Genomic DNA, 14027 nt, shown 5'->3' with positions numbered 1-14027 from the left:
TTTTAGCCCTCTACTAACTTTAATTCTTTAATTCCATCAGAAATTAAAACTTTTTCAAGATTTAGTAATATTAAAAGCCGTTTATCAAGTTTAGCAACACCATTTAAGTATTCTACTTCAACAGTACCGACTACTTCCGGCGGCGGTTCAATTGCTCCTTCAGGAATATCAATAACATCGTTTGCTGCATCGACGATTAGGCCAACCTCCATGTCAGCCACCCCAACAATGATGATTCGTGTACTTTCTGTGTATGCGACCTCTTCAATTCCAAATCTTTTACGCAAATCGATAATTGGAGTCACAACCCCTCGCAGGTTCATAACCCCTTTAACAAATTTAGCCACTTTGGGCACACGTGTAATATGCATCATTCGCTCAATTGATTGGACCTGTTGAACTGGAATACCATATTCTTCGTCTTTTAGCTGAAAAACGATTACTTTTATGTCAGTTAAAGCTTCCGTGGACATTATTTATTCCTCCTTATCATCAAGTGCCTTCATCTTTTGTTATTTAATCAAAGCATTGCAATCAATAATTAAGGCAACTTGTCCATTCCCAAGGATCGTAGCACCTGAAATAGCGAACGCTGAATTTAAATAATTACCTAATGACTTTAAGACGATTTCTTGTTGACCTATGAATGAATCTACAACAAGACCGGCCATTTTTTCCCCTTTTCGAACAATGACTACGGAATAAAGACCATCTTCTTCGTTTACAACTGGTACCTCGAAAATCTCCTTTAGAAATACTAATGGCACTACCTTGCCTCTGAAATCGATCACCTTTTGGTTATGCGCATTTAAAATATCTTGTTTTTTAATAATAGCCGTTTCGATAATAGAGGATAAAGGAATTGCATATTTTTCCTCTTGAATTTCAATAAGCATGACAGAGATAATGGATAATGTTAATGGTAATTGAATCGAGAAGATCGATCCATGACCGAATCTGGACTCGATCGAAACGGAACCACTTAATGATTCAATCGTGCTCTTAACAACATCCAGTCCAACACCACGTCCCGAAACATCAGAAATCTTATCTGCTGTTGAAAAACCGGATGCCAAAATAAGCTCATAAACCTGCTTATCGGTCATATTTGCTCCTGCTTCTGCAGTTACAACCCCACGTTCAATTGCTTTCTTTAACACCTTATCACGATTAATACCTGCGCCATCATCCTCAATTTCAATGAAGACATGATTTCCACTGTGATACGCTTTAAGAACTACTGTACCTTCTTCAGGTTTGCCTTTTGCAATTCGTTCTTCAGGCGTCTCAATTCCATGGTCAAGTGCATTTCTAATTAAATGGACAAGTGGGTCACCAATCTCATCAATTACAGTCCGATCCAATTCTGTTTCTGCACCGATAATTTCCAAATTGATTTTTTTGTTTAGGTCGCGTGCTAATTGTCTTACCATTCTTGGGAAACGATTAAATACTTGTTCAACAGGAACCATCCGCATGTTCAAAATAATATTTTGAAGGTCTCCTGAAATTCGTGACATTCTCTCCACAGTTTCGTGAAGTTCAGCGTTATTTAAGTCATTGGAGATTTGTTCAAGACGGCCCCGATCTATGACAAGCTCCTCAAATAGATTCATTAAAATGTCTAAACGTTCAATATTAACACGGATCGTCTTATTAGAGACATTTTGTCCTTTTATTTTCTCTTTTCCACTTTCCCCTTTGGAGTTAGTTTCCTGGGTAGCAGAAGAAGAAGCATTTTCTTCAACAATTAAATTATTTTCATTCTTGCTATTTTGGTCCTGTTTATACTCCTCGATTGAAAATACATTCACTATTACATTCTCAATCTCGGAAACTTTCATGATCCGCTTTTCAATATCTTCAGCATTTTCTTTAGTTACGAGCACTACTGAAAATTCATAATCAAAGCGCTCTTCTTCAAGATCTTCAACAGAAGGATTTGCTTTAATTACTTCTCCGATTTGTTCTAAAATCTCAAACACCATAAAAACGCGAGCACCACGCAATAAACAATCATCTCTTAGCTTTACGGTTATATGATAACTGTCAAATCCCTGCTCTTTTGATTGTTCTAACACAGTGATTTCGAATTCATCGAGGATACCCATTCGGTCATTTCCGGTATTTCCCACTTCTTTTTTTGCTTCCGTAGCTATTTTTACAGTTCCACTCTTAGGGTCTTCACCTTTTTCAATTAATAACAGCTTTTGAACAACCTCGGAAACATCTCTTTTTCCGTCTCCACCGCTAGCAATGTCATTGACCATTGCCTCAAGATCATCAACAGAAGAAAAGACAACATCTAATATATCCGAATTAACGGATATTTTATGGTTCCTTATGCCGTCCAACACATTTTCCATTTTATGTGTTAAATTGGCTAAATCTTCATAACCCATTGTTGCTGACATACCTTTTAAAGTATGGGCAGACCTAAATACTTCATTAACAATATTCATATCATTCGGGTCATTTTCCAAAGCTAATAAATTCTCATTGATAGCTTGCAAATGTTCCTTGCTCTCATCGATAAACATCTCTAAATATTGATTTGTATCCATATTGAACACCCCCATATCAACTTTCAATATATTTCATTATAGTTGAAGCGATTTTATCTAAGTTGACAACTTCATCGACCAAATTAGTTGCAATTGCCGATTTTGGCATTCCAAAAACAACAGACGTTTCCTCAGATTCCGCAATTGCTATTGTGTTACCGGAGGATTTCAGTGTTTTTAAGCCGTTTGCCCCATCCGCCCCCATTCCAGTCATAATCACTGCAATTTTACTATAATTTTTAATTTCACTCACCGACTCGTACATAACATCAACTGAGGGACGATGACCATTAATGGGGACCGTCTGATCTAAATAAATAGTAATATTATTTCCTCCACTATTTTTTAATTTTAGGTGATAACCTCCAGGTGCGATGTAGGCTGTTCCATTTTCTAAGATGTCACCGTCTTCAGCTTCTTTTACATTAATTGCACTTATAGAATTAAGCCGTGCCGCTAAAGATTTAGTAAAGCCGGCTGGCATATGCTGAACTACAAGGATTGGTGCATCTATTGTTTTCGGCAGCTTCGTCAATACTTGTTGAAGAGCCCTAGGGCCGCCAGTGGAGGTGCCTATACAAACAAGTTTTTTAACGGTATTTTTTTGCGTTTTTTCAACTGTCCTCGTCTGCCGCGGCTGGACATCTTCAAAAAGAGGGGTAACTTTATTCTTTTTCATTGAAAACCCTTGAACATTGACTTTGGAGGCCATTAAAACCTTCATAATAATTTCTTCTTTTACCTTGTCCAAATCAAGTGAAATCGCTCCTGAAGGCTTTGCGATAAAATCGATAGCTCCGTATAACATGGCTAGCAATGTGTTTTCTGCGCCTTCTTTTGTCGTAGTTGAGAGCATAACAACTCTTGTAGGATTTTCACTCATAATTGCTTGCAGTGCATCTAGACCATTCATTTCCGGCATCTCAACATCAAGTGTGACAACATCAGGCTGCCATTCCTTAACCTTTTGGATGGCATCTTTTCCATTTCTAGCTGTTCCAACAACATTAAAACGGGGATCCTCATTTAAAAAGTCTGTAATTAGCTTTCTCATAAATGCAGAATCATCAACAACTAAAACCTTCACTTGATTTGTCACAAACCTACCCTCCCTTTAGAAATCAAATTCAACACGCTCATTTGATTTTTATTTAATAAAGTATCGTCGTAGTTTAGAAATAAAACTATAGGAGGATGTTGACTTCATTTGATCAAAATTTTGATTCGTATACCGCTCCACAATCTTTAACATCGAACGACTCACATCTGAATTGGGGGCATATAGTAAAAATGGCATTTGGTGGCTCACAGCCTTCAAAACAACCCGATCATCAGGCAAATCTCCTAACGTTACAACATCCTTGTTTAAAAACTGCTTCACTGCATTACTCAGACGATTTGATGTCGATAATGCCTGTTTTTCGGAATAAGTCCTGTTAACGATTAAATAAAAGGGCATATCTAATTCTTTTAAATGAATATACTTCATGACTGCATACGCATCTGTAATTGAAGTAGGTTCTGGAGTTGCAATAACAAAAAGCTCATTTACGGATAAAATAAACTGCATGCTTTCCTCAGTAATGCCGGCACCCATGTCAAAAATGATATATTCAAAATCCTCGATAATCTCCTCTAATTGAGTAATAAATAATTCAAACTTATTGTTGTCAAGCTTAAAAATCTTCGAAAGACCTGTACCGGCAGCAATATAGGAAAGATTATTAGTGCCTTTTTCAATAATATCCGTTAGCTTTAAATCACTTTCAAACATATCAACAATCGTATAATTTGGAGTGACGCCCATTAGAATATCGATATTTCCCATACCTATATCCATATCAAATAATAACACTGAAGACCCGGCACTCGACAAACCTAGAGCAAAATTTAACGAAAAGTTTGATTTTCCTACCCCACCTTTACCGCTAACGACAGCAATGGTTTTTGTCTTTGCCTTATTTTGCAAAAGTTCAATTTTCGCTCTTAATTTTTCAGCTTGATCTTTCATGTCTATTTACCCCAAAAACAGTATTTGCTATTGATTCTGGTGATGCTTCAAAAATATCATCGGGAACATTTTGTCCATTAGTTAAGTAAGCAACCCCTATTTTGTATTTAAAAATAAGGTTTAATATTGTCCCATATTTAGATGTCTCATCAACCTTGGTAAAAATCAGCTTATCAATTTTAATGGATGAGAATTGTTCAAAGATATCCAGCATATCTGAATATTTAGATGTTAAAGCAAGTACTAGAATGGTCTCAAGGTTTTCATCAAAGCTAATTACAGATTTCAAATCTTCGACATATTGTTTATTTCTAAAGTTTCTTCCAGCAGTATCAATTAAAATGAGATCAAAGTGGGAGAATCTTTCTTTTGCTTTTACAAAATCATCAATTGTATATGTAACCTCTAATGGAACATTTAATATTTTTGCATATGTTTTAAGCTGGTCGATCGCTGCAATTCGGTACGTATCAGTTGTTATGAAAGCAACCTTCTTTCCATATTTCAGCACAGCCTGAGCAGCAATCTTAGCTAAAGTTGTCGTTTTCCCTACCCCGGTTGGACCAACAACGTTAATATATTTCTTTGAGAAATTAATGGCTCCAAATGATAAAGGTGACATGCTGTTTACAAGATACTCTTTACCCCAAGTGGTAATTTGTTCGAAATTTGCTTCACCTTTATTCACATACCATTTTTCAAGCAAAAAGCCCATGATTTCTTTTCGCAGCTGCAGGTCAACTTCCTGGTTGCTTAAAAACTGATTCATATCCTTTAATGGACCGGGATAGTGCTCAAAGCTATCCCGACCATTATGCACCGATAATCCTTTCAGCATTTCTTTTAAATCTTTAATTTCTTTTAACAATTCAGCATCCGTTTTTGGAACTTCAACTGATTTAATGATCGGAGCCGGTTGAAACTCTATCTTAGGTTCTATTTTTTCTTTTTGCATTGGTTGCTTTTTCGGTATTGGCTGAGGATCTACAGCGGCGATCACCTCAATATTTTTTTTAGTAAAAAAACCGAAAATCCCACCCTTTTGCACAACCTTAGAATTTAAAATGACCGCATCTTTTCCTAATTCATTACGAATCATTTTCATCGCTTCCGGCATATTAGGTGCAATAAACTTTTTTACCTTCATTCAATATTCACCACCCCTATACTTTGAACTTCTACAGTAGATTCTAACTCGTTATATGATAAAACAGGTATAACCGGAAAATATGGTTCAATTAATTGTTTAACATACATCCTTACGGCAGGTGAGCATAATATAACGGATGATTGTTCAAACATGGATACTCGCTCCATTTCGGACGCAATATTTTCAATAATCGCTTGTGTAACATTAGGATCCAATGACAAATAATTACCATGTTCCGTCTGTTGAATTCCTTCTGCAATAGTTTTCTCGACTTTACCAGATAAAGTTACGACTTTAAGAGACTCACCATCAACCAAATATTGTCGAGTAATTTGGCGTGATAAAGCTTGTCTAACATATTCTGCCAATAAATCAGAATCGCTTGTCAGTCTGCCATAATCAGCTAATGCCTCGAAAATAACTGGAAGATTTCGAATTGATACACGCTCTTTTAGGAGCTTAGCTAACACTCGTTGAACATCTCCGATTGATAACGGATCAGGAGTTACTTCATCCACTAGGATCGGGTAGGACTCCTTCAAATGATCAATCAATTGTTTCGTTTCTTGTCTTCCTAGGAGAACATTTGCATTATTTTTGATGATCTCAGTAAGATGGGTGGAGACAACTGATGGCGGATCAACGACAGTATACCCTGATAACTCAGCTGTTTCCTTCATATCCTCAGCAATCCATTTAGCAGGCATGCCAAAGGCAGGTTCCACCGTATCAATGCCTTCAATACTTTCATCATCAATTCCAGGGCTCATCGCCATATAATGGTCAAGTAATAACTCCCCTCGTGCCAACTCATTCCCTTTAATTTTAACTCGATATTCATTTGGCTGCAGTTGGATATTGTCACGAATCCGAACAACAGGGACAATAACACCCAACTCAATCGCCAACTGACGTCTAATCATAACAATTCGGTCTAAGAGGTCTCCACCTTGATTCGTATCGGCAAGCGGGATTAATCCGTAGCCAAATTCGAACTCAATCGGGTCGACATTAAGTAAACTAACAACACTTTCTGGACTTTTCAGATCCTCTGCTTCCATTTCCTCTTCACCAGTTGCAGTTTCTAATTCATGTATAGGCTGGCTATTTTTCGATAAGAAATAAGCGCCTGCGCAAAGAAGTCCGGCAATCGGTAATGTAAGTATATCATTTATCGGGGTAAAAAGACCTAGTCCGGCAATTGTTCCCCCTGCAATATATAAAAGTTTCGGAAAGGTAAAGAATAACTGACCGACAACATCTGAGCCAAGGTTCCCATCTGAAGCGGCCCTTGTTACAACAATACCGGTTGCAGTTGAAATGATAAGCGCCGGTATCTGGCTGACAAGTCCGTCACCAACTGTTAATAGTGTAAATCTATGGGTTGCTTCACCAAAGGCAAGGTCCATTTGCACCATACCGATAATAATTCCAAAGATAATATTGATAATCGTAATAATAATCCCGGCGATCGCATCACCTTTAACAAATTTACTGGCACCATCCATCGCCCCGTAAAAATCTGCTTCCCGTTGAATTTTTTCACGTCGTTCACGGGCTTCCAATTCAGAAATCATGCCGGCATTTAAATCAGCATCAATACTCATTTGCTTCCCTGGCATCGCATCTAACGTAAAACGTGCTGCTACCTCGGAAACACGTTCTGCACCTTTTGTAATAACGATGAATTGAATAATAATTAAGATTAAAAAGACAACAAAACCGACAAGCGCATTTCCACCGATAACGAAATGACCAAACGTTTCAACTACTCCTCCGGCTTCACCCTTACTTAAGATGGATCTAGTAGTGGAAACGTTCAACCCCAATCGAAACAAAGTTAATAATAATAGTAATGAAGGAAAGATCGAAAATTGGAGAGCTTCCCTCATGTTCATCGATACTAGGATTACAATCAAAGCAAGCGTTATATTCATGATGATGAGTATGCTTAATAACCACCCAGGCAATGGGATGATAAGCATTGCAATGATTAAAATTACTCCCAAAAGAACGGGAAGATCTCTTGCTGACATATAATTCTCTCCGATCTAGAAAAGTCATATAAAGTCAAACTTTTCTTTTCAGTCTGTATACATAAGCCAGTATTTCGGCTACCGCTTTAAAAAACTGTTCAGGTATCGCGTCTCCGATTTCAGCTTGCGCATACAACGCCCTAGCTAATGGCCGGTTTTCAATTGTAACAACATCATGATTTTTGGCAATCTGTTTAATTTTTAAGGCGATATAATCAACCCCTTTTGCGACCACAATCGGGGCGTCTGCTTTACTTTCATCATATTTTAAAACAACAGCATAATGGGTAGGATTTGTGATTACAACGTCTGCATTTGGAATCTCCTGCATCATGCGCTGCATCGCCATTTGCCTTTGTTTTTCTTTAATTTTCGATTTAATCTTCGGGTCCCCTTCCATGTTCTTGTATTCATCTTTAATATCCTGTTTTGACATGCGAAGGTTTTTTTCATGTTCAAATTTTTGATAAGCATAATCAAATACTGATAAAACAATTAATAAAATGGATACAACTAAGCCCATTTGTGTCGTAACCTTACCGATAAACGCTAAGGATGCACCTACACTTTTTTGCGATAGAATCAATACATCATCAAAATTCAACCAAAGAACAGTAAAAGCTCCTGTTCCAACGATTGAAATTTTGAGAATCGATTTAAATAGTTCAACGATCGCGCGAATTGAAAATATTCGCTTTGCCCCAGTTATCGGGTTTATTTTTTCCAATTTAAACTGAATCGCTTCTGTTGAAAATAAAAAGCCAAATTGCATGAAATTAGAAGCAACAGCGATAATCGCCACCGTTAGCATAATCGGGGCTACAAAATATAAAGCCCGAAGCGTAAAATCAATGAACAATTTATGAATATTCGCTTCTGTAATGTCCCAAAGCATATACTCATTTAAAGACACCGTGACCAATGTTAACATTTGCTCTTTTAAAGAACCGCCAAAAAATAAGAACAAAAGAAAGACAAAAAATAGCATTAGCGCTGCGCTGACATCCTGACTTTTCGCTACTTGGCCTTTCTTCCTAGCATCTTGGCGTTTTTTCGGTGTTGCTTTTTCTGTTTTTTCACCCGCAAAAAACTGTAGGTCCAGTTGAACATAACCATGAATCGGCATTTCATACGCCCCCAAAGATTTGCATCAATCCCCGCATCGTGAACAGCATGGACTCAAATAATTTTTGAAAGAGAATTAAGAAGACCGGCATCACAACTACGAGTAAAATAAAACCAACTAATATTTTCAATGGTAAACCTACTACAAAAATATTCAGTTGTGGAACTGTTCGCGCCGTGATCCCTAACGCTATATCTACTAAGAACAAACAGCCAACAAGCGGGATCGCCATTTGAAAGGCAATGATAAACATCGAATTAAATGTAGTTGCGATAAATTCCACGAGCCTTTCGCTGCCAAGCGGAAGCCATACCTGCTCTAGCGGGACTATTTTATAGCTGTAATAAATACCATCAAGGATTAAATGATGACCATCCACTATTAACAATAGTAAAAGTGCAAATGTATATAAATATTGACCTAAGATCGGGCTTTGCGCTCCAGTTTGCGGGTCAATAACATTAGCGATGGCGAATCCCATCTGATAATCTATAAATCCACCGGCAATTTGGATGGCTGACAAAACCATAAAAGCGATTAGTCCTATAAATAAACCTACTAGCATCTCTTTTAGGACGAGCATAAAGTACGCTTCATCAATAGCTAAACTTGGATGTTCCATCGATAAAAACATGATATAGGATAAAAAAAATCCTAAACCTACTTTATAAGTTGGTGGTATGTTCCGATAAGAAAAGAGAGGAACCGTTACAAAAAAGGATGTAACCCGAATAAATACTAATAAAAATACCGGAAAAGCATTTATTAAATCTATCATTTCTTACCCTACAAACTTATAAAGATTATTAAATATTTGAAACGAATAGTCTACAATTCTTGAAAGCATCCAAGGTCCGAAAAAGACAAGACCAGCCAAAACCGCAATGATTTTCGGAATAAAGGCTAGTGTCTGTTCCTGAATTTGCGTTGTCGCTTGGAAAATACTGACAATAAGTCCAACCCCTAGTGCTAATAATAACAATGGTAAAGACACTGCTAACACCGTCATAATCCCTTGTTCAGCGACACCGATCACAAAATGAGAGTTCATGTAATCACCCTATATAATGAAGTTAAAAGCTTAAAAGCAATGACTTTACAACTAGATACCAGCCATCGACCATAACAAATAATAATATTTTAAATGGCAATGATATCATAACAGGTGGGAGCATCATCATCCCCATCGACATCAAAATGCTGGCTACGATCATATCGATTACTAAAAACGGGACAAAGATCATAAAACCAATTTGAAATGCGGTTTTAATTTCACTTATCGCAAAAGCAGGCACAAGCGCTGTTAATGGGATATCCTCAATCGTTTTTGGTTTTTCCATATCTGCATAGTTTAGAAACAGCATTAAATCCTTTTGCCTTGTATGTTTACTCATAAACTCCTTAATTGGTACAGATGCACGATCAAACGCCTGCTGTTCCGTAATTTGACCATCCAAAAAAGGAGAAACCGCTTGGTCATTAATTTCCGAAAACGTTGGTGCCATAATAAAAAATGTCATAAAAAGGGCTAAACTAATTAACACCTGTGTTGGCGGCATTTGTTGTGTTGCCAGTGACGTCCTTACAAAAGAAAGGACGATAATGATTCTTGTAAAGCTAGTCATTAAAATTAATATACTAGGAGCGATTGAAAGAACTGTTAAGAGAAGAATTAACCGAACAGTTGTGGACACGTTAGCTGGATCTGTACTATTAAAAAAGCTTGGATCAATACCCGGAAGAAACTCAGTCATTCGTCCTGATCCCTCTTAATTTTGTCATAAAGCTTTTTTCTCCCTTCAGCTAGATCCTCTAATTGCCCCTTAAGCATGTGACTAAAGCTATTTGCAGAACTACTTTTCATACTAGTTTTATCATCGTTTTTAGAGATAATCTTATTTAGTATAGTTTGTCCAACTTGAATCGGCTGGATTTCATTTTGACTTATAAGCTTCTCTATTTCATCTTGGGAAGTTATTTCTTTTAACAATTGAATCGTCTCCCCAACTCCAACAACTAAAACTGTTTCGCCAATTCTAATTAATTGAATTGAACGATTTGGGCCTACAGAAATGCCGCCTAAATTTTCCATTGCCTTCATTTGGCCAAACAGACGATTCCTCTTATTAATAAATCGTAGAATAATGTATATAAGTGCAATAACAACAGCTAATGCAAAAAACATCTTTACAAAATCAAGCCATCCAAATTGATTTTCAATTGCAGGTGGTTCAGTTTGAACTAATTCTTGATCTGTTTGTTTCGTCGTTTTAGAAGTTGCATCGGTGTTTTGACTTTCCTGTAACATCTGATCAACGGTTTCGTTTCCTGTATCTGTCTCCGCTTGGACATTTAGCCCAAACGGAGCATAAACCAAAAGTATTAGTATTAATAGTAATTTACGCAAGCATATGCTGCCCCCTCTTTTACTATCCAAGTGTTTTCTTGATTGCTTCTAAAACGCGGTCTGCTTGGAATGGCTTTACAATAAAATCCTTTGCACCAGCCTGGATAGCATCAATTACCATTGCTTGTTGTCCCATTGCAGAACACATGATAATTTTTGCACCTGGATCGATTTTTTTGATTTCTTTTAATGATGTAATGCCATCCATTTCAGGCATCGTAATATCCATTGTCACTAAATCCGGATTAACCTCTTTGTATTTTTCAACTGCTTGCAATCCATCAGCAGCTTCTCCAACTACTTCAAATCCATTTTTAGTTAGGATATCTTTAATCATCATTCTCATAAAAGCTGCATCATCTACAATCAAAATTCTATTTGCCACAATACATACCTCCATCGGTTCTATATAATTTATTGTAAATTTTTGATGCGGTCTGATTGACTAATGATATCAGTGACCCTTACACCAAAATTCTCTTCAATGACAACTACTTCCCCTTTAGCCACCAATTTATTATTTATTAATATATCAACAGGTTCCCCTGCCAATTTATCTAGTTCAATAATGGAACCGGCTGATAAATCTAATATTTCTTTAACTGACCGTTTAGTTCTTCCAAGTTCAACTGTTACTTGAAGTGGTATATCTAAAAGCATGCTAAGGTTACTAGACTCCTGTCGCTGCAATGTCGGTTGCTCAAATGATGAAAACACAACAGGTTGAACATTAGTTGGATTTACCGGACCACTACCAATATGCTGTGGACCACTTTGAATCGGATTACTAGGCATTGCTCCATTAAATGACGGCATCATCGGCTGTCCAAAATTCCCCATCGGCATTTGTTGTTGTCTAGGATCCTGATAATAATTCATATTCATAGTCGGCTCTTCCATTGGCGCACTAAAAATCGGCGCATTGCTCTCTTGCTCGACGGAAGTAACGGGCTGCTCCATTGGTGCTGCACTCATAACACTAGCCGGATTTGAATTTACTAAATCAGGTTCATTATTGGGCTGTGGATTTAATAATCCTTCTACCATGTCCTTTGCAAAATCTATCTGTAAAAGTTGCATAATATTTGAATCTATTAAATCACCAATTTTTAAATTAAATGAAATTTGAACGAGTACTTCCTCGTCAGGAACTCTGTCAGTACCTGATCCCTTCATAAAATCTAGAAAATCAATACTTGGTGGAGAAATATCAACTTTTTTACTAAAAATTGTTGACATTGAGGTTGCTGCTGAACCCATCATTTGGTTCATTGCTTCTTGAACAGCACTCAATTGAATTTCCCCTAAATCTTCTGATGGATTTTTACCATCCCCACCCAACATCAAATCAGCAATAATCGCGGCATCGCTTTTTTTAATAACGAGCAAATTGACTCCTTTAAACCCTGCCGTATATTGAACTTGAACTGCTACATAGGGCTGTGGAAATGCTTCTGCCAATTGACTTTTCCTAACGATAAAAACCTTTGGAGTCGTTATATCAACTTTTTGGTTAAGTAAAGTCGACAGTGCAGTCGCAGAGCTGCCGAAGGAAATATTCCCTATTTCACCTAATGCATCTTGTTCAAGAGGGGACAAATAGTCATCAATATTAGTAGTTTGATCATCTGAATTCGTTGGTTCATCAAAACTGATATCATCCCCACCCCCTCTGAGTAGGGCATCAATTTCATCTTGTGACAGCATGCCATCACTGACCATTGTCTTCACCCGCCTTTATTTTGTCTAATATTTGAATTGCTATATTATGTCTCATTTTACCTGGCTGCCCGATGAATTTTGGATGGTCGGCAATTTTTATTTGTAATGGGCTATCAACAAGTTGATCAAGTTGAATAACATCGCCAACATTTAGGTTTAAAAATTCCTGCACACTAATCGTTGACTCTCCGAGAATAGCCTGTATAGGGAGTTCTGCTTTTTTAATTCGTTTTTCGAGTAACGAAATCTCTTCAGGCATCCGTTCTTTATTATTGGTTTGCATCCAATAATGAACAGATAACTTTGGAATAATCGGTTCCAATAATACATGTGGCAGGCAAATATTAATCATTCCACTTGTTTCGCCAACTGTCGTATTCAATGAAATGACTACAACAGTTTCGTTTGGGGATACCATTTGCAAAAATTGTGGATTGACCTCAAAGTCCGTTAACATTGGATCAATTTCGGCAACAGAAGCCCAGGCCTCTTGAAGATTTTCACAAGCACGTTCAAATAAATTGGACATCACTTTTGTTTCAATTTCAGTTAAATTTTCAACTTTATTTATACTGTTTCCTTTCCCACCAAGGACACGGTCCATCATTGCGTAAGCAATATTTGGATTTACTTCTATCAAAAGCCTTCCCTCTAGTGGCGGCACCTCAAAAACATTCAAAATTGTCATTTTCGGGATGGAGCGTATAAATTCTTCATAAGGAATTTGGTCAACAGATGCGACAGAGATTTGCACATATGTTCTAAGTTGTGCAGAGAAATGGGTCGTTAAGAGTCTTGCAAAGTTCTCGTGCATTCTTGTAAGACTGCGAATTTGGTCTTTCGAGAAACGCAATGCACGTTTGAAGTCATAAACCTTGACCTTCTTTTCTTTTTCTTCTTTTTTTAATTGCTCTGCGTTCATTTCCCCTGCTGAAAGTGCTGATAGTAGTGCATCTATTTCACTTTGGGATAAAACCTCTTCTGCCAATTACCCTCACCTCCGAAAAAAAC

General features: G+C 37.2%; 14 protein-coding genes. All 14 read right to left on the bottom strand.

Annotation, left to right across the window (positions count from 1 at the left end; translation table 11 throughout):
- Nucleotides 1–2: 2 nt before the first annotated feature.
- The 14 genes from P9E47_RS16310 to fliM all read right to left on the bottom strand — a co-directional run bounded on the left by P9E47_RS16310 (nt 3) and on the right by fliM (nt 14004).
- Nucleotides 3–473 carry a chemotaxis protein CheW gene (locus P9E47_RS16310; RefSeq protein WP_003332562.1) on the bottom strand — a complete coding sequence of 157 codons (471 nt, stop codon included), beginning with the start codon at nt 471–473 and terminating at the stop codon, nt 3–5.
- 39 nt (nt 474–512) lie between these two features.
- On the bottom strand, nt 513–2564 hold the full coding sequence (locus tag P9E47_RS16305) for a chemotaxis protein CheA (RefSeq protein ID WP_003332561.1): 2052 nt from the start codon (nt 2562–2564) through the stop codon (nt 513–515).
- 16 nt (nt 2565–2580) lie between these two features.
- The gene (locus tag P9E47_RS16300; RefSeq protein WP_051015820.1) at nt 2581–3618 is read right to left on the bottom strand and encodes a protein-glutamate methylesterase/protein-glutamine glutaminase; all 1038 of its coding nucleotides are present in this window, start codon (nt 3616–3618) and stop codon (nt 2581–2583) included.
- A gap of 93 nt (nt 3619–3711) precedes the next feature.
- Nucleotides 3712–4575 (bottom strand): MinD/ParA family protein, encoded by an 864-nt coding sequence (locus P9E47_RS16295; protein WP_003332559.1) that lies wholly within the window; start codon nt 4573–4575, stop codon nt 3712–3714.
- Nucleotides 4559–5722: a flagellar biosynthesis protein FlhF gene (gene flhF, locus P9E47_RS16290; protein WP_003332558.1), complete on the bottom strand. Its 1164-nt coding sequence runs from the start codon at nt 5720–5722 to the stop codon at nt 4559–4561. Before flhF ends, P9E47_RS16295 begins: the two co-directional genes overlap by 17 nt.
- A complete protein-coding gene (gene flhA / locus P9E47_RS16285; protein ID WP_003332557.1) occupies nt 5719–7761 on the bottom strand; it encodes a flagellar biosynthesis protein FlhA in 2043 nt (680 codons plus the stop codon). The genes flhF and flhA overlap by 4 nt, the downstream gene beginning before the upstream one ends.
- Nucleotides 7762–7795: 34 nt before the next feature.
- Entirely contained in the window at nt 7796–8887 is a 1092-nt protein-coding gene (gene flhB / locus P9E47_RS16280; protein ID WP_003332556.1) for a flagellar biosynthesis protein FlhB, read from the bottom strand.
- Between the two features lies 1 nt (nt 8888).
- A complete protein-coding gene (fliR, locus tag P9E47_RS16275) occupies nt 8889–9665 on the bottom strand; it encodes a flagellar biosynthetic protein FliR (protein ID WP_326164042.1) in 777 nt (258 codons plus the stop codon).
- Between the two features lie 3 nt (nt 9666–9668).
- The gene (gene fliQ, locus P9E47_RS16270) at nt 9669–9938 is read right to left on the bottom strand and encodes a flagellar biosynthesis protein FliQ (protein WP_035193628.1); all 270 of its coding nucleotides are present in this window, start codon (nt 9936–9938) and stop codon (nt 9669–9671) included.
- Nucleotides 9939–9960: 22 nt separating this feature from the next.
- Nucleotides 9961–10641, bottom strand: coding sequence for a flagellar type III secretion system pore protein FliP (fliP, locus tag P9E47_RS16265; RefSeq protein ID WP_003332552.1), 681 nt, complete (start codon nt 10639–10641; stop codon nt 9961–9963).
- The gene (gene fliO, locus P9E47_RS16260) at nt 10638–11294 is read right to left on the bottom strand and encodes a flagellar biosynthetic protein FliO (RefSeq protein WP_003332551.1); all 657 of its coding nucleotides are present in this window, start codon (nt 11292–11294) and stop codon (nt 10638–10640) included. The genes fliP and fliO overlap by 4 nt, the downstream gene beginning before the upstream one ends.
- A gap of 22 nt (nt 11295–11316) precedes the next feature.
- A complete protein-coding gene (locus P9E47_RS16255; RefSeq protein ID WP_003332550.1) occupies nt 11317–11679 on the bottom strand; it encodes a response regulator in 363 nt (120 codons plus the stop codon).
- Between the two features lie 29 nt (nt 11680–11708).
- Nucleotides 11709–13016, bottom strand: a complete 1308-nt coding sequence (fliY, locus tag P9E47_RS16250; protein WP_003332549.1) for a flagellar motor switch phosphatase FliY — start codon at nt 13014–13016, stop codon at nt 11709–11711.
- On the bottom strand, nt 13006–14004 hold the full coding sequence (fliM, locus tag P9E47_RS16245; RefSeq protein ID WP_003332547.1) for a flagellar motor switch protein FliM: 999 nt from the start codon (nt 14002–14004) through the stop codon (nt 13006–13008). The genes fliY and fliM overlap by 11 nt, the downstream gene beginning before the upstream one ends.
- Nucleotides 14005–14027: the final 23 nt, after the last annotated feature.

It is taken from the genome of Schinkia azotoformans (assembly GCF_035811335.1).
Lineage (GTDB): Bacteria > Bacillota > Bacilli > Bacillales > Bacillaceae_J > Schinkia > Schinkia azotoformans.
The sequence above is the reverse complement of the archived record's forward strand: the minus strand, read 5'-3'. Positions and strand labels throughout refer to the sequence as shown.